Origin of the sequence: Sinomonas sp. R1AF57, assembly GCF_002224485.1 — a bacterium.
Classification (GTDB): domain Bacteria; phylum Actinomycetota; class Actinomycetes; order Actinomycetales; family Micrococcaceae; genus Sinomonas; species Sinomonas flava.
Genome location: NZ_CP022463.1, coordinates 624,719 through 650,167 on the forward strand (window position 1 = coordinate 624,719; position 25,449 = coordinate 650,167).

Here is a 25,449-nt window from a genome sequence, read left to right on the forward strand (position 1 = left end):
GCCGTGCCATGAAGATCCTCTTCGCCAGCCTCACCCAGGACGGCCACTTCAACCCGCTCACCGGGATCGCCGCGGCTGCCCAGGACGCGGGCCACGAGGTCGCGTTCTACACCGGAAGCCTCTACGCGGGGAAGCTCGCGCGCATGGGCGTCCGGCATGAGCCCTACAGGCGGGCCGTCGAGATCACGGCGGAGAACATCAACGAGGTCTTCCCCGAGCGCGTGAAGCTCAGCGGGCCCCGGCAGATCGCCTTCGACGGCCGGGCCATCTTCGCCGACAACGTGGGCCGGTTCTTCGAGGACCTGCGCGAGATCCACGGCGAGTTCCCCTTCACGGTCCTCGTGCACGACACCGGGTTCTTCGCTGCCGAGCTCGCCGTGCGGCTGCTCGGCGTCCACTCCGTTCCGGTCAACGTGATCGGGGACATCGAGAGCGACCCGGACGTGCCCCCGATGTTCTTCGGCTTCGGGCAGGCACGGAACCGGCTCGACCGCGCCAAGCACGCCGCGGCGCGCTACCTGTCCAACCAGGTGGTGTTCCGCCCGGCCAAGGTCCGCTACCGCGAGATCCTCGCACAGCACGGGGTGCCCTTCAGCCTGCGGACCGTCATGACGGACCTGCCCTACCGCTACGCGACCGCCGTCATCCAGACCGGCACGCAGAGCCTCGACTTCCCGCGCAGCCGCGTCAACCCCAAGGTGCGGCACGTGGGTGCGCTCCTGCCGTGGCGGGACCCGGGCGGAGACCGGGGCGCCGATGTCCCGCTCGGCGGGTACCGGCGTCGTGCGCTCATCTCGCAGGGGACCATCGACACCGCCGACTTTGCCAAGCTCGTGTACCCGGCCGTCGAGGCGCTGCGGGGGAGCGGCATGCAGCTGGTCGTGTCCACGGGGCGGCAGCCGGCGGCGCCGGTGCGGGAGCGGATCGGCGGACCGGACGTCGTGGTCGAGGAGTTCGTCGACTTCGACGCCGTCCTGCCCGCCTCCGACGTCTACATCACCAACGGCGGACAGGGCGGGGTGCTCATGGCGATCGCGCACGGCGTGCCGATGGTGGTCGCCGGGCTCAACGAGGGCAAGGGGGACGTCAACGCGCGGCTCGCCTTCCGCGGCCTCGCCGAGGACCTGCGCACCGAGCGCCCGCGGGCCGAGGCGATCCGGGCCGCCGTCGACCGTGTGCTCGCCGACGACGCGATGCGCGCCCGCATCGCGGCCGTGCGGGCCGAGCTCGCGGCGCACGACCCGCTCGCGGAGAGCATCGAGGTCATCGAATCCGTCGGCTCCCGCCTACAGCACCGCCCCTGATTTCTACCAATTGTAGAGCTGTGCGGTTGGTCACGAACGGCTCCCGGGGCGGACTGGTGCGGGGCGGAGGGACTAGAGTTGCCCCTTGGAGCATCAGGCCCGCCGTGGGGAGGCTCTCTGCGGCGCGTGCTCCGAGTCAGAACTACTTCGACGTAGAGGACACTGAACCGTGGACCTGTTTGAATACCAGGCGCGCGATCTGTTCGAGGCACACGGCGTTCCCGTGCTCGCCGGAATCGTTGCGCACACCCCCGAGGAAGCCAAGGCTGCTGCCGAGAAGATCGGCGGGGTTACCGTTGTCAAGGCCCAGGTGAAGATCGGCGGCCGCGGCAAGGCCGGCGGTGTCAAGGTCGCGAAGACCGCTGACGAGGCATTCGAGCACGCCACCAACATCCTCGGCATGGACATCAAGGGCCACACGGTCAAGAAGGTCATGATCGCCGCCGGTGCGGACATCGCCGAGGAGTACTACTTCTCGGTCCTCCTCGACCGCGCCAACCGCAACTACCTGGCCATGTGCTCGGTCGAGGGCGGCATGGAGATCGAGCAGCTCGCCGTCGAGCGCCCCGAGGCCCTGGCCAAGGTTCCCGTCGACCCGGCCGTCGGCATCGACGCCGCCAAGGCCTCCGAGATCGTCGAGGCCGCCGGCTTCGCCCCCGAGCTGCGCGAGAAGGTCGCGGCTGTCCTGGTCAAGCTGTGGGACGTCTTCAAGGGCGAGGACGCCACGCTCGTCGAGGTCAACCCGCTGGTCAAGACCGGTGCCGGAGACATCATCGCCCTGGACGGCAAGGTCTCCATCGACGAGAACGCCGGCTTCCGCCACCCCGAGCACGAGGAGCTCGTGGACAAGGAGTCCGAGGACCCGCTCGAGGCCAAGGCCAAGGCCCTGGACCTGAACTACGTCAAGCTCGACGGCGAAGTCGGCATCATCGGCAACGGCGCCGGCCTCGTGATGTCCACCCTCGACGTCGTGGCCTACGCCGGCGAGCGGCACGGCAACGTCAAGCCCGCGAACTTCCTGGACATCGGCGGCGGCGCGTCCGCCGAGGTCATGGCCAACGGCCTCGGGATCATCCTCGGCGACGAGCAGGTCAAGAGCGTCTTCGTGAACGTCTTCGGGGGCATCACCGCGTGCGACGCCGTCGCGAACGGCATCGTGGGCGCGCTGGACAAGCTCGGCGACTCGGCGAACAAGCCGCTCGTCGTGCGCCTCGACGGCAACAACGTCGACGAGGGCCGCCGCATCCTCCACGAGGCGAACCACCCGCTGGTGACCCTCGCCGAGAACATGGACCAGGGCGCCGACAAGGCCGCCGAGCTCGCCAACTCGGGCGCTGCGAAGTAAGGGACGAGAGAAAAATGTCGATCTTCCTCAACAAGGACAACAAGGTCATCGTCCAGGGCATCACCGGCGGCGAGGGCTCCAAGCACACCGCCCGCATGCTCGCGGCCGGCACCAACATCGTGGGCGGCGTGAACGCCCGCAAGGCCGGCACCACGGTCTCCCACAACGACCAGCACGGCAACCCGGTCGAGCTCCCGGTCTTCGGCTCCGTCAAGGAGGCCATGGCCGAGACGGGCGCGGACACGTCCATCGTGTTCGTGCCGCCGGCCTTCACCAAGGACGCCGTGGTCGAGGCCATCGAGGCCGAGATCGGCCTCGTCGTGGTCATCACCGAGGGCGTCCCGGTCCAGGACTCCGCCGAGTTCTGGGCGCTCGCGCAGTCCAAGAAGGACGCCGAGGGCAACCAGACCACGCGCATCATCGGCCCGAACTGCCCCGGCATCATCACCCCGGGCGAGGCGCTCGTGGGCATCACCCCGGCGAACATCACCGGCAAGGGCGGCGTGGGCCTGGTCTCCAAGTCCGGCACGCTGACCTACCAGATGATGTACGAGCTGCGTGACCTCGGCTTCTCGACCGCCATCGGCATTGGCGGCGACCCGGTCATCGGCACCACGCACATCGACGCCCTCGCCGCGTTCGAGAAGGACCCGGACACGAAGGCGATCGTCATGATCGGCGAGATCGGCGGCGACGCCGAGGAGCGCGCGGCCGAGTTCATCAAGAACAACGTCACCAAGCCGGTCGTCGGCTATGTCGCGGGCTTCACCGCGCCCGAGGGCAAGACCATGGGCCACGCCGGCGCCATCGTCTCCGGCTCCTCCGGCACGGCCCAGGCGAAGAAGGAGGCCCTCGAGGCCGCCGGCGTCAAGGTCGGCAAGACGCCGTCCGAGACCGCCCACCTCCTCCGCTCCGTCTACCCGGTGCACCTCCCGGACAGCAGCCTCTGAGGTTCTGACCCGGCCCACGACGGCGGCCGGTCGCCTTCCCGCACGGGAGGCGACCGGCCGCCGTCGTGCTTCCCGGCCAGACCCGTCTGGGGGTCACGTCCTGAGGGTCACATCACGTGACCCCCAGGAGGTGACCTTCAGATGGGCTCTGCAGTTCAGGCGGGGCTGCGGCTCAGACGGGGGCGAGGGTGCGGGCCGCAATCTTCTCCGCGACGAGTCGGGCGTCCTTGCCGACGCCGCCCACGAGGTGCGAGTAGAGCCCGCGTTGGAAGAGGAGGCCCACGAAGAAGAGGCCCGGGAGGCCCTCGGCCGCGCCGTCGGTCTGCACCGGATAGCCGTCCGGCCCGAGGTCCAGGGAGCGGACGAAGGAGTAGTCGTGGGTGTACCCGGTGCACCACAGGACGTTGGCCACGTCGAGCACCGTCCCGTCGTCGAGCTGGGGCCTGCCGTCGACCACGCCCACCGTGCGGGCCTGCACCCGGTGGACCCCCGCGGCGTCGAGGTCGGCGCGCTTCGTGCGCACGAGCGGAGCGCTGCCGCCGCGGATCGCGGGGCGCGCTCTGCGCCCTACCGGAGTCCGGAGTGTCAGGACGTAGTTCGCGAGGAACCAGAAGAGCGGCCCGCGGACGCGCTCGCCCCCCGGGATCTCCCCGGGATGGCGGCCGGAGAGCCACGTCTCGTGGCCGGCCCGGACGGAATCCAGGGCGAGGTCCGCGCCGGAGGTGCCGGCACCGACCACCAGCACGGGCCCGGGCAGCAGCTGGCCGGCATTCCGGTAGCCGCTCGAGTGCATCTGGCGGATCCCGGGATCGAGGGTCGCCGCGACGGCCGGAACCTTCGGCACGGCATCGGCACCGGTCGTGATCACCACGTTGTCCGCCCGCAGCTCGCCGTCGTCTGTCGCCACGCGGAAGCCGCCGCCGTCGAGGGCCTCCACCGAGGTGACGCGGACGCCGGTGCGGATGCGGGCGCCGAGCGGCGCGGCGTACGACTCGAGGTAGTCGCCGAGCTCGCGGCCGGTGGGGAAGGCAGATCTGGGCCCGGGGTACGGCATCCCCGGGAGGCCGTTGACGCGGGCGGGCGTGAAGAGCCGCAGGGAGTCGTAGCGTTCGCGCCACTGGTCGCCGATCCGGTCGCGGGCCTCGAGGACCACGCAGTCGAGGCCGGCGTCGGCGAGCCAGTGCGCCGTGGCGAGTCCGGCTTGGCCGCCGCCCACGATCACGGTGCCGATGCGGTGCTCCGCGGCGCTGCCGGCCGGAGCGGGGGAGGGAATGCGGGGCTGGGTGCTGGTCATGCCTCGACGGTACGGCCACGGATGCATGCGGCGCGTCGGGCGGATCGTGTATCCGCGAGGCCGGCGGCATGGGCATTTGTGTGCAGGGACGGGACCTCGCAAGGGGTGGGACGCGACCCCGCAACGGGGGGAGGTGGGGAGCGGCCTAGACGAGGGAGTGGTCGTACGCATAGGCCGTCGCCGCGGCGCGGGAGGCGATGCCGAGCTTGGCGTAGATGTTCGCGAGGTGCCGGGCGACCGTCTTCTCGCTGAGGACGAGTTCGTTCGCGATCGCGCGGTTCGTGAGCCCGGCGGCCACGAGCCGCACGACCTCGACCTCCCGCTCGGTCAGGGGAACGGGCGACGGCGCGCGGCGCCGCCCGCGCCCGGCGTCCGGCAGCGCCGCGAGGTCCGGCTGCGCGCCGAGCCGTTGGAAGGCCTCCCGTGCGGCGTCCACCTCGAGGGCTGCCGCCTCATCGTCCCCGAGTGCGGCGTAGCAGCGGCCGAGCGTCACCCGCGCGCGAGCTTCGGGATAGGGCATGCCGAGGTCGTGCCACGCGAGCGACGCGTCCCGCAGGCTCCGCACCGCCTGGGCCGCCTCGCCCGCGGCACAGCACACCGTGCCCTCCGCGGTGAGCGCACGAGCGCGGGACAGGGCGGCGGCAGGCCCACCCGAGGGCCCGGCCCTCTCGGCCATGGCGGCAATCTCGGCCGCGCCGGCCCGAGCGGCATCGATGTCTCCGACGGCGGCCATGACCTCCACGTACGCCGGGAGGAACTCGGCGCGCTCGGACCGCCGCGTGAGCTCGAGGCTCAGCCGGCGGGCCGAGACGGCTGCCGCGTCCGCCCTCCCTTGGGCCAGGCGCAGGAGCATCAGTCCCGGCTCGGGCCGGCGCCCTGCGGAGTTCGCGAGGCGGTAGGCGTCCTCGGCCTCGGCGAAGCGCCCGGTGAGCCGGTGCATTTCTCCGAGCTGGTAGCCGGCCAGACCCGTGTCGGCGGGAAGGAGCCGCTGCACCGCCCGGGCGGCCTCGTCGAGTGCGCCGGACCAGTCGCCGTCGAGCATCTTCACCTGGGAGCGGTGCACGAGGCACTGCCCGCGGAAGGGCACGAGCTCGGGGTGCTGGGCGCACCAGTCGGTGGCGGCGGTCGTCCACTCGCGGGCGCGGGCGAGGTCCTCGGACCGCAGCGAGGCCGAGATCACCGAGCAGTAGGCCACTCCGTTGACGATCGGCGTGTTCACCTCGCCCGAGGTCACGGTCGCCATCGCCTCGTCGAGCTCGGCGAGGCCTTCGCCGGTGCTGCCGAGCCGCAGGAGGGCCCAGCCGGCGCTCAGGCGCGAGAAGACCTCGGTGTCCGTGTCCCGGACGGGGCGCGCGAGCGCAATGGCCTCGCGTGACAGCTCGAGCGCCCGGCGCGTCTCGGCAGGGTCCGGCGAGGCGAGGGACCGGTGCCCCAGGCCCGAGAGCAGCAGGGCACGCTCCGCACCGAGCCGGGACTCGTCGACGATCCCCGCGAGCCGCCGGCCCCACGCCTCGGCGCGGGCCCGGTCCCCGCGGCTGTCGTGCGCGAAGGAGAGCCAGAAGGCGGCGCGGGCGGCAGCGGCGGCGTCGTCCGTCCCGAGGAAGTCCCGGAAGGCGCGGCCGAAGAGGTCGATGCTGCGGTCCTCGCGCCCCAGGAGATAGGCGCTGAACGCGGCCAGCATGAGGTCGCTGCCGGGCAGCGGTGTGTCCGAGTCGGCGCGCTCGAAGGCCTCGAGGGCTCGGGTCCAGGACCCTGCCTCGTACAGCCGCCGGCCGTCGGCTGCGAGCGGAACGGAGCTGGGGACCGCCACGCTTCGAGGATAGATCGGAGTAGGTTGGAGCTGAACTGCCGAGCCGGACCGCCGGGCTGATCCGCCGGGCTTCGCCCCGGTGCCCCCACACGACCAAGGAGCATCCATGCGCGCCACCATGATCCACGGAACCCGCGACATCCGGGTCGAGGACCGCCCCGACCCGGAGGTGCTGCTGCCCGGCGACGCCGTGGTCCGGGTGACGGCCGCGTGCGTGTGCGGCTCCGACCTGTGGCCCTACCGCGGCGTGCGCGAGGTGACGGAGCCGAAGCCGATTGGGCACGAGTTCGTCGGCGTCGTCGAGGCGGTCGGCGACGAGGTGACTGCCGTGAAGCGCGGCGACTTCGTCATCGCGCCCTGGGCCGTCTCCTGCGGGACGTGCCCGCCGTGCCGCAACGGCGTCCAGGTCGCGTGCGAGCACCGCGCAGCCTGGGGCGGCAGCGACGAGCAGGGCCTCCCGGTGGACGGCGGCCAGGGCGAGCGGGTCCGCGTCCCCATGGCGGACGGAACCCTCGTGGCCGTGCCGGGCGTGACCGACCCCGACGAGGCGCTCACCAAGAGCCTGCTGACTCTCTCCGACGTCATGGGAACGGGCCACCACGCGGCGGTCGCCGCGCACGTCGGGCCCGGTCGCAGCGTGGTGGTGGTGGGCGACGGCGCCGTCGGCCTCTCCGGGGTCCTCGCGGCCAGGCGGCTGGGCGCCGAGCGGATCATCGCGATGTCCCGGCACGAGGACCGCGCCGAGCTCGCACGCCAGTTCGGCGCCACGGACGTCGTCGCCGAACGCGGCGCTGAGGCGGCCGAGAAGGTCCGCGAGCTGCTCGGCGGGGTGCTCGCCGACTCCGTCCTCGAATGCGTGGGCACGAAGGAGTCGATGGACCAGGCGCTCCGCTGCACCCGGCCGGGCGGAAGCCTCGGGTTCGTCGGCGTCCCCGCCGGCGGCGCGGAGCTGCCCATCGGCACCCTGTTCTCGAAGAACATCTCCGTGGCCGGTGGCGCTGCCTCCACCCGTCACTACCTGCCCGAACTGCTCGAGGACGTGCTCTCCGGAGACATCAACCCGGGCCTCGTGTTCGACTCGGTCATGCCGCTCGAGGAAGCCGCCGAGGCCTACAGGGCCATGGACGAGCGCCGCGCGGTCAAGGTCATGCTCGTCCCCGGGCTGCAGCGGTGACGCGCGACATCGGCTTCGAGGCGGCCCTCGAGGCGGCCCGGGCCGGGCTCGCGGAAGGCGGCATTCCCATCGGCGCCGCCCTCGTCCGCGGGGGCGAGGTCCTCGCCGTCGGGCGCAATGAGCGGGTCCAGAACGGGGACCCAATCGCCCACGGGGAGATGTCCGCGCTCCGTGCCGCGGGCCGGCAGTCCACCTACCGCGACACCGTCCTCTACACCACCCTCGCGCCGTGCGCCATGTGCGCCGGGACCATCGTCCAGTTCAAGATCCCGCGCGTCGTGGTCGGGGAGCAGCGCACCTTCCCCGGCGAGCTGGAGCTCCTGCGCTCGCGCGGTGTCGAAGTCGAGGTCCTCGACGATGCGCGGTGCGTGGAGATGATGGAGGCGTTCCAGCGGGATCAGCCCGCGCTCTGGGCCGAGGACATCGCCGAGTAGTCCGGTCCGCGACCGCGGGGTTTGCGCCGGTCCAGCGGGGGAAGGTTCCCCTCGGCACAGTTCCGAGGACGAGGAGGAGCCATGGCGGACAAGCCCGGGAACCAGACCCCGAACACGCCCGACGTCAGCGAGACCGAGCTGCGCGGGATGACGGTGGACGAGCTGCGGCACAAGGCCAAGGAGGCCGGGATCGGCAGCACGTCCACGATGAAGAAGGAGGAGCTCGTCCACGCCCTGGCGGAGGCGGGCGGCGGACGCGGCGGTGCGGACGCGAAGGGCGAGAAGGCCACGGGCGGGACGGACGGAGGCGAGGGCGCAGGGCCCGACGGGGGCCGGATCCGCACCGGCAGCGGGACCTCGGACTCGCTCAAGTACTCGCAGGAAGTGACCTCGCCCGAGGACGAGCCCGAGCGCGAGGGCCGCAGCCTCGTCACCACGCACCACGAGGTGATCCGGAAGTGGGCCGAGGAGCGCAACGGTGTCCCCGCGACCGTCCCCGGCACCGAGCACGGCGACAGCCTCGGGGTGCTGCGGATCGACTTCGGGGGCGACAGCGACACCCTCCGCGAAGTCAGCTGGGACGAATGGTTCGCGACCTTCGACGAGCGCAGGCTCAACTTCATCTACCAGGAGCAGCGCAGCGACGGGCGCCAGTCGACGTTCTTCCAGCTCGAGAACCCCGAGCGCGAGGACGCCTGAGCCCGTGGCGCTCGGGCCCGAGGCGCCTGGGCCCGAGGCTGCCGCAGCAGTGTCCTAGCTGGCCGCAGCCGCGACCGGGCTGCCGCCGAGGCGCCGCGTGATGTCCCGGGCAGCCTGGGCGCACGCCTCGCCGAGCACCTGCAGGTGCTCCGGGGAGATGCGGAAGCGGGGGGCCGAGATGAGCACGGCGGCCACGACGTCCCCGCGGTGGTCGAAGACCGGTGCGGAGACGCCGACCTCCTCGACGGAGGTCTCGCCGTAGTTGAGGGCGTACCCCCGCTGGGACACCTCGGCGAGGCGGCGCGCGAAGGCATCCAGGCCGGCGTCGTCCGTCTCCGCCAGCGCGACGGTGCCCGCGCGGAGGAGCGCGCGGGCCCGTTCGGGCTGCTCGGCCGCGAGGAAGACCTGCACCGAGGCGGACACGGCGGTGCTGTAGCGGGTCCCGAGCGTCGTGGTGTGCTTGACCTGGTGCGGGCTCGGGATCTGCTCCACGGAGACGGCCTCCTGGCCGTTCCACTTCAGCAGCGCGCTCGTCTCCCCGGTCCGCTCCGTGAGTTCCCGCAGCACCGGATACGCCACGCGGCGCTCGTCGAGGTCGGCCAGGAGGGGGCCGGCGACGGCGATGAGCCCGAGGCCGAGCCGGTACCGCCGCGTCGGCTCGTCGCGTTCCACGAGCCCCTCCGACTCGAGGGTCGCCAGGATGCGGGAGACAGAGCTCTTGTGCAGCCCGACGCGGGCGGCGATGTCCGTCACCCCTATGAGGGGCTCGTCGACGCTGAAGCAGCGCAGCACCGCGATGGCATTCGAGATGGGGGACGACCCGCGCGCCTCAGCGGCCTCGCCGTTCACGCTTTCGATCATGGGACAACACCTTAGGGAATGAGGGACGCCTGGGGCCACACGGCGGGTGCGCGCACGACGGCGGGTGGGAGACCGCCGTCGTGCGCGCACCCGTTCTCAGGCACGTCAGTGGGCGAGCGGCCTGTTCGACGTCTCCTTCGCGCACAGGACGGCGACGAGGGAGACGGCAGCCGCGGCGACGAGGTACCACGCCGGGGCGAGCTTGGTGTGCATCATCCCGATGAGCAGGGTCGCCATGAACGGGGCTGTGCCGCCGAAGACCGCGTTGGACAGGTTGAAGCTCACCGCGAAGCCGGAGTAGCGGATGCGGGTGGGGAACAGCTCGGCGAGGAAGCTCGGGAGCGTGCCGTCGTTGAGGGTGAGCATCGCGCCGAGGGCGATCTGGACGAGGAGCACCATCGCGAAGCTGCCCGTGTCAAGGAGCATGAACGCCGGGACGGTGAAGAGGATGAACGCCACCGAGGCGGTCAGGAGCACCCGCTTGCGGCCGAACCGGTCCGAGGCGAGGCCCGTGAGGAAGATGAAGCCTATGTAGGTCGTCAGGGCGATTGTCGTGGCGAAGAACGACTCCGTGGAGCCGAAGCCCAGCTCCTCGGAGAGGTAGGTGGGCATGTACGAGAGGATCACATAGAAGCCCACGGCGTTCAGGAGCACCGCGCCGACGGCGAGGAGCAGCGCGCGCCAGTGCTTGGAGAACATGTCCTTGACCGGGGCGTGGGTGGTCTCGGCCTGGTCCTCGATCGCCCGGAACGCCGGGGTGTCCTCGAGCTTGGTGCGGATGTAGCGCCCGATCAGTCCCATCGGGGCCGCGAGCAGGAACGGGAGGCGCCAGCCCCACTCCGTCATCTGCTCGGGAGTCAGGACGATGGACAGGAGCGCGGCCAGGAGGGAGCCGAGCAGGAGGCCGGCGGCCGTGGAGGCGGGCACCACTGCGGCGTAGAGGCCGCGCCGGTTGGCAGGGGCGTACTCGACCAGGAACGCGGAGGCCCCGGCGTACTCGCCTGCGGCGGAGAAGCCCTGCACGACCCGGACGGCCAGGAGCAGGATCGGGGCCCCGACGCCGATCACCGCGTAGGACGGGATGAGCGCGATGCAGAACGTCGCGCCGCTCATGATCAGGATCGACAGGGACAGGGCAGTGCGGCGTCCCAGCCGGTCGCCGATGTGGCCCCACACGAACCCGCCGAGCGGGCGGATGAAGAAGGAGATCGCGAAGACCGCGAACGTTGCGAGGAGGGCTGTCTGACGGTCCGTCTCCGGGAAGAAGGCCTGGGAGATCGTCGCCGCGAGGTACCCGTAGACCGCGTAGTCGAACCACTCGACGAAGTTGCCGAAGAAGCTGCCCCACAGGACGCGGCGGCGTGCGTCTTTGCTGATGCCGTCGGCCTGCTGGATGTCGGAGGGGGCTGTGGAGTTCTCAGTGCTCAAAGGAAACCACCAGTATCTTGGGGTTGCGTTTAGCGCAACTCGATTGCACCAATGTAGGCTCGCCCACCGCTTGTGGTCAAGATCACTCGTGCATGTGACGCGCAGAACGCACCTCGGTTGCCTCCAGGTACTGCCGCCACGTACGACGACGGCGCCGCACCCCGCGCGGGCGGGGTGCGGCGCCGTCGTGCGTGCCGGATCAGGCCTCGATGATGTTCTTCTCCGGGCCGAACGGGAACTTGGTGATGTTCTCGACCGAGTCCTCGCCGATCACGAGGATGTCGTGCTCGCGGTAGCCGCCCGCGCCCGGGAGGCCGTCGGCGACCGTGATCATCGGCTCCATGGAGACGACCATGCCCGGCTCGAGCACCGTCTCGATGTCCTCGCGGAGCTCGAGGCCGGCCTCGCGGCCGTAGTAGTGCGAGAGGACACCGAACGAGTGGCCGTAGCCGAACGTGCGGTTGGGGAGGAGGCCGTAGCCGATGTAGATCTCGTTGAGCTCGGCGGCGATGTCCTTGCAGACGGCGCCCGGCTTGATGAGCTCGAGGCCGCGGCGGTGCACCTCGACGTTGATGTTCCACAGGCGCAGGCTCTCCTCGTCCGGCTGGCCCAGGAACAGGGTGCGCTCGAGGGCCGTGTAGTAGCCGGAGGTCATCGGGAAGCAGTTCAGCGAGAGGATGTCGCCCTTCTCGAGCTTGCGGGTCGTGGCCCAGTTGTGGGCGCCGTCCGTGTTGATGCCCGACTGGAACCAGACCCAGGTGTCGCGGACCTCGCGGTGGGGGAACGTCTTGGCGATCTCGTGCACCATGGCCTCGGTGCCAGCGAGGGCGACCTCGTACTCGGTGATGCCCTCGCGGATCGCGTTGCGGATGGCCTCGCCGCCCAGGTCGCCGATGCGGGCGCCGTGCTTGATGACCTCGATCTCCTCGGCGGACTTGATCATGCGCTGGCGCATGGCGTCCTGGGAGACGTCCAGGAGCGCGGCGCCGGGGAACGCGGCGGCGATCTTCTCGCGGGTCAGGGTCGGGAGCGCGTCGTCCTCGACGCCCAGGCGGGTGGCCCGGACGCCGCGCTGGCGCAGGGCCTCCTGGAGGCCGAAGTAGAAGTTGTCGCGGCGCCAGTCGGTGTAGACGATGTTCTCGCCGTAGGAGGTGCGCCACGGCATTCCGGCGTCGATGTTCGCGGTGACGGTGACCGAGTCGTCGGCGGTGACGACCAGAGCGTAGTTGCGGCCGAACGTCGTGTAGAGGAAGTCGGAGTAGTACTTGATGCCGTGGTAGCTCGTCAGGATGACGGCGTCGAGCTCCTTGGCGGCCATGATCTGGCGGAGGCCGCCCAGGCGGCGCTCGAACTCCGCATCGGAGAACGTGAGCTTGCCCTTGGAGCCGTTGTGGAGCACCTTGAGGCGCTCGAGCTCGGCGACGCTGGTGGCGGACGTGGAAGCCGTGTCGACGGACATGGTGTCTCCTTCTCAGGGATCGTTGCGTGGTTGCGAGAAAGTCTTCGGTTGCGTTAGCCGCAACCTCGTTGCATCAGACTAGCTGTGGTGGGCGTCACGGTCAAGCGACGTGCACTTTGGTTGCGATGAGCGCAACTTTGCGGTGCTCAGGGCCGGCTGACCTCGGCGGCGATGGACTCCGCGAGGGCCTTGGACGTGCGCTCGAGCAGGAGCTGCCCCGCCGCCTCCGAGGCGGCCTTGGCCGAGGACAGGCAGCCCGAGGCCGGGGTGAGCTCCGGCCGCACAGGGAGCACGTCGTATCGGGGCAGCTGGGCCGCGGGAAGGTCCATGACGCGGTCCAGCTGGACGAGGCGCGGATAGAGGTGAAGCATGAGCGAGGTCTCGAGGACGCCGCCGTGCTCGACGTCCCAGCCCGGGAACGAGCCGCGGTAGATCTCCTCGATCGTCTCCTCGTCCACGAAGTCCCAGTAGGAGAGCAGGACGGCGGAGAGGTCCTGGCCGCGCAGGCCGAGCTCCGCGGTGGCCTGCTCGACGCCCTCGTAGATGAACTGGTAGTTCTCGAAGTGGCCGTTGAGGAAGACGATCCGCCGCGCCCCGTGCCGGGCGAACTCGAGCGTGAGCGTCCTGGCGATGGAGATAAGCGTCGTGCCGTCGAGGCTCGTCGTGCCCCCCAGGTGGTTGCCGCCGCCGGAACGCTGTTGCGACTTGTAGCCGTACACGATCGGCGCGGCAACGAGGCCTCCCAGCGAGGCTGCGAGGCGCTCGCCCATGGCCTTCGACAGCAGGACGTCGGTGTTGAGCGGCAGATGCGGCCCGTGCTGCTCAATGGATCCGACGGGGACGATGACGGGGGCGCCCGAGGCGATTGCCTCCCGGTAGCTGAAGGCGTCGAGCTCCTCCATGAAGACGCTGGTGGCCATGGTTCCTCCTGGGTGCAGGGTGTGGGAAGGCGTGCTGAAGGGCGCCGGCGGCGGGGGTCGTGCCCCGCCGCCGGCGGAAGGTGGTGTCGCTGGACGCTAGGGGATCGTCGGTGCGGCGGCCGGCGCGGCGGCCGGCACCTCCGGTGACGTCGCGGACGACGCCGGGGACTCGCCGTCGTGCGCGGCGTTGCCGTGGGCCTCGAGGAACTCCTCGTCCCGGATGTCGGTGCGGATGCCCAGCGGGACGCCGTGGTGGATCCGGTCGCGGAAGCGCGGGTAGCCGAGTGCGAAGTAGGTGCCGCCGGCGACGACGGTCCCGGCGAGCCAGGAGAGGTCCACGCCGCCCATCGCGGTGGCGATCGGGCCCTGGAAGATCGGGATCGCGCCGTACATGAAGAGCCAGGTCGCGAAGAGGCCCAGGGCGAAGGCGATGAGCGCGGACGGGTTCACCGCCTTGAGGTGGGTGTCGCGGGGGCTCATGAAGAGGTAGTCGAACTTCTTGTGGCGGCGCTCGAAGATGAAGTAGTGGACCGCCATGATCCCGCCCCACGTCGCGACCCACGCCGCGATCGCGATGACCCAGGTGTCCAGGAGGGTCGCGAAGTCCTCGGCGAAGAGGAAGAGGATGACCGCGCACATCGAGAAGCAGCCGACGATGATCGAGATCTTCTTGCGGGAGATCCTGATGTCGAGTGCCTGCGTCGCGACGCCGAACGTGTAGAGATTGATGATGTTCGTGGCGATCGGGCCGTGGATCACGAGCAGGATCACCGGGATCGCCATGGCGCCGAAGCTCTTGACGATGAGCTCGCCGGGGTCTGCGGTGCCGTTCATGGTCGCGAGGCTCGCGCCGAGGAGGCCCAGCCAGATGACCGGCAGGAACTGGCCCAGGACCGAGGTGAGGTAGAGCTTGCGGGCCGGGATCTTCTTGGACACGAACCGCGAGTAGTCGGGGGCGTACGTGAACCAGCCGATGCCCCAGCCGATGCCGATGGCCGTCATGATCCCGGACATCGCGGCGATGCGCTCGCCGCCGGTGAGGACGGCGCCGGCGGGGCCCGCGTAGGACCAGTCGATGGGGAGCTGCGTCCACGCGATGATCGACATCGCGACGAGGACCAGGAGCGTGGGCGGCATGGTGATCCGCTCGAACTTGGCGATCGCGCCGTAGCCGCGGTAGCAGATGCCGACCTGGATGCTCATGATGATCGCCGCGACGGCGATCTTCCAGACCAGGTTCTCCTCGGCCGGGTCGACCCATCCGATCATGCCGAACAGCGCCATGACCAGGTCCAGGATGACCCAGGTGTTCACCGCGGACCAGCCCACGGCCACGATGGCCTGGATGGCCGCAGGGACGTAGGCTCCACGGCGGCCGAAGGCGCCGCGGGCCAGCAGCATGCCGGTCGCGCCGGTCTTCTGGCCGAGGAGGACGAAGAATCCGAACCCGACCATGCCGATGATGTTGCCGAGGACGAGCACCGTCATGGTGTCCGCGAGGCCGAGGCCCATGTTGATGCCCAGGGCGCCGAGGATCCAGTTGATGGGGGCTACGTTGGCCCCAGCCCAGATCCAGAACTGCCCGGAGACCTTGGTGGTGCGAGCGGACTCGGGGACGGGCTGCAGCACGTCTTCGACGACGTGCGTGGCGTCCTCAGTCTTGCTCTGAGTGCGAAGGCTCATGTGAGACTACTTTCTCGAAGGTATCGCTTGGGGGAGCGAGTAGCCGGCTGCCTTCAAGCGTAGATGTGCCCCACGTCACCACCTAGACTCGTTCTGTCGCCTGCTGCTCCTGTTGCGGGGGACACTCTGTCTCCTTCCGATGGGATTTGCCGTGGCCCTGCCTCTCACCGAAGTCCTCGCCAGCAGCGTGCTCGCCGTCGGCGCACCGGTCGTGGTGGGCGGCGGTGCCGCGGTGGAGCAGGCGCGTGTCCGATGGGTGCACTCCTCGGAAGTCCTCGAGATCGCTCCGCTCCTCTCTGGCGGCGAGCTCCTGCTCACCGGCGGGTCCGCCCTCCTCGCGCTCAAGCCGGCCGCGCAGTCCGAGTACATCTGGAGCCTGTCGAACCGGAGGGTCGCGGCGCTTGCCGTGCAGACGGCGGGAACCGGCAGGCGCCTGCCGTCCGAGCTCGTCGCTGCTGCGGACGAGGCGGCCCTGCCGCTGATCGAGCTCAGACAGGTCGTGCCCTTCGTCGAAGTGGCAGAGTCCGTCAACCGGCGGATCGTCTCGGGGCAGGTCACGGCGCTCCAGCTCGCGGACAGCCTCTCGCAGGCCCTCACCGAGCGCATTGCCAACTCCGGCGCGCTGCTCGGTCCGCTCGTGGCGCTCATCGCCGAGACGATGGGAGTGTACGTGCGGGTGGTCGACACGCGGGGCGCCGTGCTCGCATCGGCGGGCCAGGAACCGGGCGAGGGCGCGCACGGTCCCGACACCGAGCTCGCCGTCGGCGGGATCGGTGCAGCCCGGCTCGAGCTCATCGGGGGCCGCGACGCCGACGACGAGCTTCTCGAGACCGTCCTCGCGCGGGTCCGCAGCATCGTGGCGCTCGCCCTGGCCCAGCAGCACCGCCCGAGCCTCGCACGCCTCGCCGAGGACGAGCTCCTGCGGCTCATCGACGCCGGCGGCGGCGGCGACCGGCTGCTCGAACTCAGCCAGGCCGCCGGCATCCCTCCCGAGCAGCCGCTCGTCATGGCCGTGGTCCGCAGGCCCGTCGACCGGTCCGCCGACATCGAGCAGCGGGCCCGCACCGCCCTTCCGTCGGCACTGCTGGCCGTCGACGGCGACTGGGTCGACATCCTCATGACCCTGCCTCCCGGCGCCGGGTCCCAGGACCGGGAGCGCGTGCTCGCCGTCCTGCGCGAGGCTGTTGCGGGCCGTGGGCTCACGGGTGCCCTCGGCCCCACCGCCCCGACCATCCGCCAGGCGGCATACTCGCTGGCCGAGGCCAGGGCGACGTGGCGGATCGGCCGGTCGTCGAAGTGGACCGACGCGATTCACGACGCCTCCGACTTCCTCGTGGAACGGATGGCCGAGCGCTCGCTGTCCCGGGGGGCCGTGGACGCCATCGTGGAAGAGTCCATCGGCGAGCTCATCCGCCTCGACCAGCGCCACGGCGGCGAGCTCGTGCGCACGCTCGACGTGTGGATCACCACCGGATGCAATGCCACTGAGGCGGCCGAGATCCTCTTCCTCGAGCGACAGTCGCTCCACAAGCGGCTCCGGCGGATCTTCTCGGCGCTCGGCGGGGACCCGCGGGGGCGGGGGAAGCTCGGGGCGCTCGCGTTCGCCGTCAAGCTGGTGCGCGGCAACGCCCAGCTCCGGGACGACGCCCGTCCCTGATCCCGCCGCCCCCACCGCGAGGTCACCCCGTGTGGCGCCGAGGTCACCCTGTGTGGCGCCGAGGTCACCCCGTGTGGCGCCGAGGTCACCCCGTGTGGCGCCCTAAGGGGTGACGTCGCGGTCAGAGCAGGTGACCTCGGCGGGGGAGGGCGTGAACCTGGAGACGACGGCGCGCGAGGCGCGTGAGTGCGGCGAGCGGCCGGTCGCGTCAGGGATCGGGCGCGCCGTCTGACCCGACCGAGCGCGAGGACATCACCGTCCGGCCGGTCAGGAGCGATCCTGGGCGGCCGGACCTCCCATGAGTTCGGTGATCTCCTCGCCGGCGGCGATCACGGCCTTGACGAGGTCGGGGTCGGCGTCTGGGTCGAAGCGGAACGCAGGGCCGGAGATGCTCACGGCCCCGATGACCTCCCCGGTGTGCCCGAAGACGGGGGCCGCGATCGCGTTGAGGCCCTCCTCGAGCTCCCCGTGGGTCGCGGCGTAGCCCAGACGCATGATCTCGGGCAGCTGCTCGTCCAGCTGCTGGCGCGTGAGAGTGCGCGGCGTGAGCGTCTCGGGAGGCGCATCCCGCAGCACGTCGTCGCGCAGGCCCGGGTGCATGTAGGCGAGGAATACCTTGCCGCTCGAGGTGGCGTGCAGGGGGGTGAGGTTGCCGATCCAGTTGAAGCTCGCGAGGTTAGTGGGGCCCATGGCCTGGTCGACATTGACCGCGTACCCGCCGCGGAGCACGGCGAGGTTGACCGTCTCGCCGAACTGATGCGCGAGGTCCTCGAGGACGGGCCTGGCTGCGTGGACGAGGCTGAGGCGGCGCGGGATCGAGCTCGCGATCCGCAGGAGGCCAACGCCCAATTGGTACTTGCCGCGCCGGGAGCTCTGCTGCACGAACCCGTGGGCCTCGAGCGCGCCGAGGATGCGCGACGCCGTCGACTTGTGCACGCCGATGCGGTCCGCGACGTGGCCGACGGCGGCGCTGCCCTCCCTGGCGAGGATCTCGAGGGCTTGGACGACGCGCTCGACGGATTGGACGCCATTGGCTGAGCGGCCCACGTCCGGATCATGGTCGCCGGATGTTCTGCTCATGGCCTGATTCTTCCAGACCTGTCGAGCCGGCCCCCGGAGCGCCGAGGTCACCGGGTGTGGCGTCGAGGTCACCGGGTGTGGCGTCGAGGTCACCGGGTGTGGCGTCGAGGTCACCCCGAGCGGTGCCAGCTGAGATTTCGAGATGACGGGCGGTTGAGGCACAACAACCCCGGCACCTTCCGCAGGGAAGGTGCCGGCCGTTGTCCGTCGGTCCAGGTCGTTCTGGATGCCAGCAAGGGGTGACCTCGGCCTTACACGGGGTGACTTCGGGCCCACTGGGGGTGACCTCGGCCTCACACGGGGTGACCTCGGGCCCACACGGGGTGACCTCGGGCCCACTGGGGGTGACCTCGGCGGGCCCGGCGGGCCCGGGCCGGACCTCCGCGGGCCCGGGCCGGGCGGCCCCGGGCCGGGCGGGGTCGGGTCAGTGGCCCCGGTCGATCCACTCCTGCAGGTGCGGGGCCTCGTCGCCGATCGTCGTCGAGTCGCCGTGCCCGGTGTTCACCACGGTCGCGGCGGGCAGCGTGAGCAGCCGGCCCTTGATGGACTCGATGATCGTTCCGAAGTCCGAGTAGGACCGCCCGGTCGCGCCCGGGCCGCCGGCGAACAGCGTGTCGCCGGTGAAGACCGTCCCGAGCGACTCGGCGTAGAACGACACCGAGCCGGGCGAGTGGCCCGGCGTGTGCAGGGCACGCAGCTCGGCCCCGCCCACGCTGAACACCTCGCCGTCGGCGATCTCCGCGTCCGGCGCAGTGCCGGGGTACACGTCCTCCCACAGCATGAGGTCGCCGGGGTGCAGGAGCACGGGCGCCCCGACCTTGTCGGCGAACTCCCGCGCGTGGCGGATGTGGTCGTCGTGCCCGTGCGTGAGCAGCACCGCGGTCACGGTGCGGCCCGCGACGGCGTCGGCGACAGCCCCGGCGTCGTGCGCGGGGTCGATGACGATGGCCTCCGCGTCGTCGCCCACGATCCAGACGTTGTTGTCCACATCCCAGGTGCCACCGTCGAGGGAGAACGTGCCGGACGTGACCAGGCGATCGATCCGAGCCGTCACAGCTCGACCACCGAGCGCAGGACCTCGCCGCGGTGCATCTTCTCGAACGCGGCCTCGACGTCGTCAAGCCCGATCCGCTCGGTCACGAACGCGTCCAGCGGCAGGCGGCCGAGCTTGAACTGCTCGACGAGCATCGGGAAGTCGCGGCTCGGGAGGCAGTCGCCGTACCAGGAGGACTTGAGCGAGCCGCCGCGGCCGAACACGTCCAGGAGCGGCAGCTCGAGGGTCATCTCGGGCGTCGGCACGCCGACGAGGACCACGCGGCCGGCGAGGTCGCGCGCGTAGAACGCCTGCTTGTACGTCTCCGGCCGGCCGACGGCGTCGATCACCACGTCCGCGCCGAAGCCGTTGGTGAGGTCGCGGATCGCCTCGACCGGGTCGGTCTCCTTCGACACCACGCCGTGCGTCGCGCCGAGGCCCTTGGCGAGCTCGACCTTGGCGGGGTCGAGGTCCACGGCGATGATCGTCGTCGCGCCCGCGAGCTTGGCGCCCGCGATGGCGGCGATGCCCACGCCGCCGCAGCCGATGACAGCAACGGACTCGCCCCGCTTGACCTCGCCGGTGTTGATCGCGGCGCCGATGCCGGCCATGATGCCGCAGCCGAGGAGGCCGACGGCGGCGGGGTCGACGTCGTCGTCGATCTTCGTGCACTGCCCGGCGGCGACGAGCGTCTTCTCGGCGAAGGATCCGATGCCGAGCGCGGGCGAGAGCGGCGTGCCGTCCTTCAGGGTCATCTTCTGCGTCGCGTTGTGGGTCGCGAAGCAGTACTGCGGCTGGCCCTTCCTGCACGCGCGGCACTCGCCGCACACGGCGCGCCAGTTCAGGATGACGCGGTCGCCCGGCTTGAGGTCGGTCACGTCCGGGCCGACCGCCGAGACGACCGCGGTGGACTCATGGCCGAGGAGGTAGGGGTAGTCGTCCCCGATCCCGCCGAGCTTGTAATGCAGGTCCGTGTGGCAGACCCCGCAGGTGAGGACGTCGACGAGGGCCTCGCCCGGCCCCGGGTCCGGGACGAGGATCGTCTCGACCGTGGCGGGCGCGTTCTTCTCGCGCACGACGACGGCCCTCACCTCGTGCAGCTGCGTTCCGTTGGCGGTGGTGGTCATGAAGGAACCTCCAGATGGGTCTGAGGGACGGTGCCTAGACGACCATAGCCGCTCGGGCGCGGACGCATCGACGCTCACGGCTCAGGTACACGTCTGATATACCTGCCCAGCCTAAGGAGCCTTTCGCCTCTGGTCAACGCTCTGGCCGCAGCCCGTGTTTCGGGCTCGTGACATTCTTCTCCGGCTTCCCGAAACGCTTGACAGCCCTCTGTGAAGCAGATCACTGTTGTGCATGCCGAAGCTTGTTGCATCTTTTGCAAGTGATGAAGGAGAAGGCATGCCCGCTGGAAAGAAACCCCCCGTTCAAGGAGCTGCGCACATCATGTCAGGCAAGCAGTACGACTACATCATCGTCGGCGGTGGCAGCGCCGGCTCGGTCCTGGCGGACAGGCTCAGTGCGGAGGGGGACCGCACAGTGCTGGTCCTGGAGGCGGGGCGCAGCGACTACCCGTGGGACCTGTTCATCCAGATGCCGGCGGCGCTGACGTTCCCCAGTGGGAACCCGCTGTACGACTGGCGCTACGAGTCCGACCCGGAGCCGTTCATGGGCGGCCGGCGCGTGGCGCACGCCCGCGGCAAGGTCCTGGGCGGGTCCAGCTCCATCAACGGGATGATCTTCCAGCGCGGGAACCCGCTGGACTACGAGCGGTGGGGCGCCGACGCGGGCATGGAGACCTGGGACTTCGCTCACTGCCTGCCCTACTTCAAGCGCATGGAGACCTGCCTCGCCGCAGCCCCGGAGGACCCGTACCGCGGCCACGAGGGCCCGCTGATCCTCGAGCGCGGCCCGGCGGAGAACCCGCTGTTCCAGGCGTTCTTCGACGCCGCCGTCGAGGCCGGCTACCCCCGCACCGAGGACGTGAACGGCTTCTGCCAGGAGGGTTTCGGCCCGTTCGACCGCAATGTGCACAAGGGCGAGCGCTACTCGGCCTCCCGCGGCTACCTCCGTCCGGCGCGCCGGCGGCCCAACGTCACGGTGCAGACCCTGTCCTTCGTCACCGGGATCGTCATGGACGGCACGCGGGCCACCGGCGTCCGCTACCGCCGGGGCCGGCAGGAGCACGTGGTCTCGGGCGGGGAGGTCATCCTGTGCGGTGGTGCGTTCAACACCCCGCAGCTGCTGCAGCTCGCAGGCATCGGCGACCCGGAGCACCTGCGGTCGGTCGGGGTCGCGCCCCGCGTCGCACTGCCCGGGGTGGGGGAGAACCTGCAGGACCACCTCGAGGTCTACATCCAGCACGCGTGCCTGCAGCCCGTCTCCCAGCAGCCGTCCCTGGACCTGTGGAGGATGCCGTTCATCGGCCTCCAATGGCTCCTGGGCCGCACCGGCCCGGCCTCGACCAACCACTTCGAGGGCGGCGGGTTCGTCCGCTCCAACGACGAGGTGGGCTACCCCAACCTCATGTACCACTTCCTGCCGGTGGCCGTGCGCTACGACGGGAAGAAGGCCGACGTCCAGCACGGCTACCAGGTCCACGTGGGCCCCATGTACTCCGACGCCCGCGGCCACCTCAGGATCCGCTCCGCCGATCCCGCTGAGCGCCCCTCCATCCTCTTCAACTACCTCTCCACCGAGCAGGACCGCCGCGAGTGGATAGAGGCCATCCGCGTCTCCCGCGAGATCCTCCGGCAGCCGGCCATGGCCCCGTTCAACGGCGGGGAGATCTCCCCCGGCGCCGCAGTCACCACCGACCAGGAGATCCTGGACTGGGTCGCCCGCGACGCCGAGACCGCCCTCCACCCCTCCTGCACCGCCAAGATGGGCCCCGACTCCGACCCCATGGCCGTCGTGGACCCACTGACCATGAAGGTCCACGGCACCGAGGGCCTGCGCGTCGTGGACGCCTCCGCGATGCCCTATGTGACCAACGGGAACATCTTCGCCCCCGTCATGATGCTGGCCGAGAAGGCCGCTGACCACATCCTCGGACGCGCACTCCCCGCCGAGGACCTCGCCTACCACCGCCACGAACTGGCCCAGACCGAGGAGGCAGCATGAGCGCCACCGTCCTGGATCCCACCTCGACCGGACGCCACGCCGCCGCGGGCCGGGACTCCCGAGAGCCCGCGCTGAAGGTCGAGGGGCTGTGGAAGATCTTCGGGGCGAAGGCGGACAGGATCATCGGCTCCCCCGATGAGCATCTGGGCCGCAAGGAGCTCCAGGCCAAGACCGGGTGCCTGGCGGCGGTGAAGGACGTCTCGTTCGAGGTCGCCCCTGGCGAGGTCTTCGTCGTCATGGGCCTCTCCGGCTCGGGGAAGTCCACGCTCGTGCGCCTGCTGACCCGGCTCATCGAGCCCACCGCGGGCACCGTCACGATCGACGGCGAGGACGTCACCCGGGCGGGCAGGGCCAGGCTGCGCCAGATGCGCCGGAACCACATGGCCATGGTCTTCCAGCAGTTCGGCCTGCTGCCGCACCGGAAGGTGATCGACAACGTGGCCTACGGCCTCGAGGTCCGCGGGGAGTCGAAGCCGAAGCGGCTCGCGAGGGCCCAGGAGATGGTGGACCTCGTGGGCCTGTCCGGCTACGAGGGCTCCTTCCCGGACCAGCTCTCCGGCGGCATGCAGCAGCGCGTCGGGCTCGCCCGCGCGCTGGCTGTGGACCCGCAGGTCCTCTTCTTCGACGAGCCGTTCTCGGCGCTGGACCCGCTGATCCGGCGCGACATGCAGAACGAGGTCTGCCGCCTGCACGAGGAGGTGGGCAAGACGATGGTCTTCATCACCCACGACCTCCAGGAGGCACTCAAGCTCGGGGACCGGATCCTCATCATGCGCGACGGCGAGGTCGTCCAGATCGGCACGCCCGCCGAGGTCGTGGCGAACCCCGCCGACGACTACGTGCGCGACTTCGTCTCCGACGTGCCCCGCTCGCACGTGCTCACGCTGCGCTATGTGGTCCGGCCCCCGCGGGCCGGCGAGTCCCTCGAGGGCCCGGTCATGCAGGCCGACTGCGTGGTGCGGGACGCGGCCCGGCAGGTCCTTGCCTCGGCGCTGCCGGTGAGGGTATTCGAGGGGGAGCGGTTCCTGGGCGTGGTCGACGACGAGGACGTCCTCCGCGTCGTCGTCGCCGAGGAGCCCGCCGCGCTCGGCGGCGCGGCGGCGGCCGCGGCCGGGGGTGCGGCATGAGCACCGTCACCACGGACCGCGCGGACGCCGCGGTGTCGGCGCCCGCCGGTGCGCGGGAGCGCGCGGCCGAGCCCGCCACGCGGCCGCCGACACGCACCGGCGCACTGCGCCGCCACTGGCGCGCGGCCGTGCTGGGCGCCGTGGTCCTCGCATGGATCCTGACGTGGGCGGCCCTGCGGGGCACCCAGACCCTCGAGCTGGGAGGGGCCGAGCGGACCGATGTCCACACGTGGCTCAACGGCCTCCGGGACAGCTTCGACGCCGCGCGGGGCACCTCGGCCGTGTTCGAGTACCTCATCCAGCCGATCACCAACGGACTCAACGGTGGCGTCGCCTTCCTCCAGCACCTGCTCAGCCAGCCCTCAGCGGTGCGGCCCGTGCCCGAGATCGGCTGGCTCGGCGTCGTCGCTCTCCTGGGCTGGGCGACGTTCGCGGCCGCCGGGGTCCGGTCGATGCTGCTCGTGGCGGCGTGCGTGCTGCTGTTCGGCTTCTTCGGCTACTGGCAGCAGAGCATCGACACGCTCATCGTGACGTTCGTTGCCGTCGCCATCTGCGCTCTCGTCGGGCTCCCGCTGGGCGTGCTCACGGCCCGCAACCGCAGGGCCGCCGCGGTCGTCACCCCGGTGCTGGACCTCATGCAGACCCTCCCCTCGTTCGCGTACCTGGCCCCGCTCGCCTTCGTGTTCGGGATCGGCCCCGCCGCGGCCATCGTGACCACGATCATCTACTCGCTGCCGCCGCTCGTGCGCATCACCGAGCACGGCATCCGCGCCGTCTCCCCGGTCACGCTCGAGGCCGTGGAGTCCATGGGCGGGACCGCCTGGCAGACCCTGCTCAAGGTCCAGCTGCCCATGGCGCGGCGCACGATCGTCGTCGGGATCAACCAGTGCACGATGGCGGCGCTCTCGATGGCCACCATCGCGACGCTCATCAACGGCCCCGGACTCGGAGGACCCGTGCTCCAGGCCCTGCAGTCCCTTGATGTCGGTTCGGCGTTCGTCTCAGGGCTCGCGATCGTGCTGATGGCGATCATGCTGGACCGCACGACGACGGCCGCCTCCGAGCGCTCGGGGATCGAGGCCCGCGTCCAGCGCGGGACCGCCCCGACCGGGATGCGCGGCCGGCGCGGGAGGAGGATCGCCGTCGTCGTCGGGGCCGTCGCCGCCGCCGTCGCCGTCTACCTCTCCCGCACCTACATCGCGTTCGCCCAGTTCCCCGCCTCGCCGGACCTCGGCGGCCCGCTCGCGAAGGCGGTCTCGGGCGCGACGGACTGGACGGTCGGGACGTTCTCGGGCTTCACGAACTGGCTCCGGGAGGCCGTCACCGCGGTTCTGGTCAACCCGCTCGAGTCGCTCCTGGCGCAGTCGCCGTGGTGGGCGATGGCGCTGGTGCTGCTCGCGCTCGCCTTCACCCTCGGCGGCTGGCGCCCGGCAGCGGTGACCCTGGCCTGCGAGGCCGTGATCCTGGGCACCGGGCTGTGGAACGAGAGCATGAAGACCCTCGCCACCACGCTCGTGGCCACCCTGCTAGTGGTCGTCGCCGCGGTCGCCGTGGGCGTCTGGATGGGCAGGAGCAGGCTCGTCGACTCGGCCATCCGCCCCGTGCTGGATGCGTTCCAGACCATCCCCCCGTTCGTGTACCTCGTCCCCGCCCTGGCCCTGTTCGGCCCGACCCGCTTCACCGCCATCGTCGCCGCCCTGGCGTACGGCGTCCCGATCGCGACCAAGCTCGTCGCCGACGGGATCCGCGGGGTCTCCCCGGTCACCGTGGAGGCTGCCGAGTCCATGGGAACGACCGGGTGGCAGATGGTCTCCCGCGTCCAGCTGCCCATGGCCCGCGCCGCGGTCGTCCTGGCCGCCAACCAGGGCCTGCTCTACGTCCTCGCGATGGTCGTCGTCGGCGGCCTCGTCGGCGGCGGGGGCCTCGGCTACCTCGTCGTCTCCGGCTTCTCCCAGGGCCAGCTCTTCGGCAAGGGCCTGGCCGCCGGAATCGCCATCACCGCACTCGGAGTCATGCTCGACCGCATCGCCCAGCACGCCGCCGCCCGGTACGGCCGCGTCTAGTC

General features: G+C 70.9%; 20 protein-coding genes. 10 read left to right on the plus strand and 10 right to left on the minus strand.

Annotated elements, in window-relative coordinates:
• The first annotated feature begins 8 nt into the window (after window positions 1-8).
• The 3 genes from CGQ25_RS02945 (at window position 9) to sucD (ending at window position 3,599) form a co-directional block, all read left to right on the plus strand.
• The gene (locus CGQ25_RS02945) at window positions 9-1,304 is read left to right on the plus strand and encodes a glycosyltransferase (protein ID WP_208711733.1); all 1,296 of its coding nucleotides are present in this window, start codon (window positions 9-11) and stop codon (window positions 1,302-1,304) included.
• A 169-nt stretch (window positions 1,305-1,473) separates the two neighbouring features.
• On the plus strand, window positions 1,474-2,649 hold the full coding sequence (gene sucC / locus CGQ25_RS02950; RefSeq protein ID WP_208711734.1) for an ADP-forming succinate--CoA ligase subunit beta: 1,176 nt from the start codon (window positions 1,474-1,476) through the stop codon (window positions 2,647-2,649).
• A 14-nt stretch (window positions 2,650-2,663) separates the two neighbouring features.
• Entirely contained in the window at window positions 2,664-3,599 is a 936-nt protein-coding gene (gene sucD / locus CGQ25_RS02955; RefSeq protein ID WP_208711735.1) for a succinate--CoA ligase subunit alpha, read from the plus strand.
• Window positions 3,600-3,771: 172 nt separating this feature from the next.
• On the opposite strand, the gene CGQ25_RS02960 is transcribed toward sucD, so the two are convergent.
• Together CGQ25_RS02960 and CGQ25_RS02965 are read right to left on the minus strand one after the other, a co-directional pair.
• Window positions 3,772-4,893, minus strand: a complete 1,122-nt coding sequence (locus CGQ25_RS02960; RefSeq protein ID WP_208711736.1) for an NAD(P)/FAD-dependent oxidoreductase — start codon at window positions 4,891-4,893, stop codon at window positions 3,772-3,774.
• Between the two features lie 145 nt (window positions 4,894-5,038).
• Window positions 5,039-6,703 (minus strand): helix-turn-helix transcriptional regulator, encoded by a 1,665-nt coding sequence (locus CGQ25_RS02965; protein WP_208711737.1) that lies wholly within the window; start codon window positions 6,701-6,703, stop codon window positions 5,039-5,041.
• Between the two features lie 106 nt (window positions 6,704-6,809).
• On the opposite strand from CGQ25_RS02965, the gene CGQ25_RS02970 reads away from it, so the two are divergent.
• From CGQ25_RS02970 to CGQ25_RS02980, 3 genes are all read left to right on the plus strand, one after another.
• Window positions 6,810-7,877, plus strand: coding sequence for a zinc-dependent alcohol dehydrogenase family protein (locus CGQ25_RS02970; RefSeq protein WP_208711738.1), 1,068 nt, complete (start codon window positions 6,810-6,812; stop codon window positions 7,875-7,877).
• Window positions 7,874-8,311 (plus strand): nucleoside deaminase, encoded by a 438-nt coding sequence (locus CGQ25_RS02975; RefSeq protein ID WP_208711739.1) that lies wholly within the window; start codon window positions 7,874-7,876, stop codon window positions 8,309-8,311. The genes CGQ25_RS02970 and CGQ25_RS02975 overlap by 4 nt, the downstream gene beginning before the upstream one ends.
• 81 nt (window positions 8,312-8,392) lie before the next feature.
• Complete coding sequence (locus tag CGQ25_RS02980; protein WP_208711740.1) at window positions 8,393-9,010, plus strand: Rho termination factor N-terminal domain-containing protein; 618 nt, start codon at window positions 8,393-8,395, stop codon at window positions 9,008-9,010.
• Window positions 9,011-9,064: 54 nt separating this feature from the next.
• Here CGQ25_RS02980 and CGQ25_RS02985 read toward each other — a convergent pair whose 3' ends face one another.
• From CGQ25_RS02985 to CGQ25_RS03005, 5 genes are all read right to left on the minus strand, one after another.
• The gene (locus CGQ25_RS02985; RefSeq protein WP_208711741.1) at window positions 9,065-9,871 is read right to left on the minus strand and encodes an IclR family transcriptional regulator; all 807 of its coding nucleotides are present in this window, start codon (window positions 9,869-9,871) and stop codon (window positions 9,065-9,067) included.
• Window positions 9,872-9,976: 105 nt separating this feature from the next.
• The gene (locus CGQ25_RS02990) at window positions 9,977-11,299 is read right to left on the minus strand and encodes an MFS transporter (protein WP_208711742.1); all 1,323 of its coding nucleotides are present in this window, start codon (window positions 11,297-11,299) and stop codon (window positions 9,977-9,979) included.
• 199 nt (window positions 11,300-11,498) lie between these two features.
• On the minus strand, window positions 11,499-12,758 hold the full coding sequence (locus CGQ25_RS02995) for an aminopeptidase P family protein (protein ID WP_208711743.1): 1,260 nt from the start codon (window positions 12,756-12,758) through the stop codon (window positions 11,499-11,501).
• 146 nt (window positions 12,759-12,904) lie between these two features.
• A complete protein-coding gene (locus CGQ25_RS03000; RefSeq protein ID WP_208711744.1) occupies window positions 12,905-13,678 on the minus strand; it encodes a creatininase in 774 nt (257 codons plus the stop codon).
• A gap of 96 nt (window positions 13,679-13,774) precedes the next feature.
• Window positions 13,775-15,361 carry a cytosine permease gene (locus CGQ25_RS03005; protein WP_208711745.1) on the minus strand — a complete coding sequence of 529 codons (1,587 nt, stop codon included), beginning with the start codon at window positions 15,359-15,361 and terminating at the stop codon, window positions 13,775-13,777.
• Between the two features lie 151 nt (window positions 15,362-15,512).
• On the opposite strand from CGQ25_RS03005, the gene CGQ25_RS03010 reads away from it, so the two are divergent.
• Window positions 15,513-17,018, plus strand: a complete 1,506-nt coding sequence (locus tag CGQ25_RS03010; RefSeq protein ID WP_208711746.1) for a PucR family transcriptional regulator ligand-binding domain-containing protein — start codon at window positions 15,513-15,515, stop codon at window positions 17,016-17,018.
• Window positions 17,019-17,285: 267 nt separating this feature from the next.
• On the opposite strand, the gene CGQ25_RS03015 is transcribed toward CGQ25_RS03010, so the two are convergent.
• The 3 genes from CGQ25_RS03015 to CGQ25_RS03025 form a co-directional block, all read right to left on the minus strand.
• The gene (locus CGQ25_RS03015; protein WP_208711747.1) at window positions 17,286-18,098 is read right to left on the minus strand and encodes an IclR family transcriptional regulator; all 813 of its coding nucleotides are present in this window, start codon (window positions 18,096-18,098) and stop codon (window positions 17,286-17,288) included.
• Between the two features lie 424 nt (window positions 18,099-18,522).
• Window positions 18,523-19,152: an MBL fold metallo-hydrolase gene (locus CGQ25_RS03020; protein WP_208711748.1), complete on the minus strand. Its 630-nt coding sequence runs from the start codon at window positions 19,150-19,152 to the stop codon at window positions 18,523-18,525.
• Entirely contained in the window at window positions 19,149-20,258 is a 1,110-nt protein-coding gene (locus tag CGQ25_RS03025; RefSeq protein WP_208711749.1) for an S-(hydroxymethyl)mycothiol dehydrogenase, read from the minus strand. The genes CGQ25_RS03020 and CGQ25_RS03025 overlap by 4 nt, the downstream gene beginning before the upstream one ends.
• Before the next feature lie 322 nt (window positions 20,259-20,580).
• Here CGQ25_RS03025 and betA point away from each other — a divergent pair, with 322 nt between their 5' ends.
• Genes betA through CGQ25_RS03040 form a run of 3 tightly spaced genes read left to right on the plus strand, consistent with a single transcriptional unit; the run spans window position 20,581 to window position 25,447 of the window.
• A complete protein-coding gene (gene betA / locus CGQ25_RS03030) occupies window positions 20,581-22,257 on the plus strand; it encodes a choline dehydrogenase (RefSeq protein WP_208711750.1) in 1,677 nt (558 codons plus the stop codon).
• Entirely contained in the window at window positions 22,254-23,384 is a 1,131-nt protein-coding gene (locus CGQ25_RS03035; protein ID WP_208711751.1) for a glycine betaine/L-proline ABC transporter ATP-binding protein, read from the plus strand. The genes betA and CGQ25_RS03035 overlap by 4 nt, the downstream gene beginning before the upstream one ends.
• Window positions 23,381-25,447, plus strand: a complete 2,067-nt coding sequence (locus tag CGQ25_RS03040) for an ABC transporter permease subunit (RefSeq protein WP_208711752.1) — start codon at window positions 23,381-23,383, stop codon at window positions 25,445-25,447. Before CGQ25_RS03035 ends, CGQ25_RS03040 begins: the two co-directional genes overlap by 4 nt.
• Window positions 25,448-25,449: the final 2 nt, after the last annotated feature.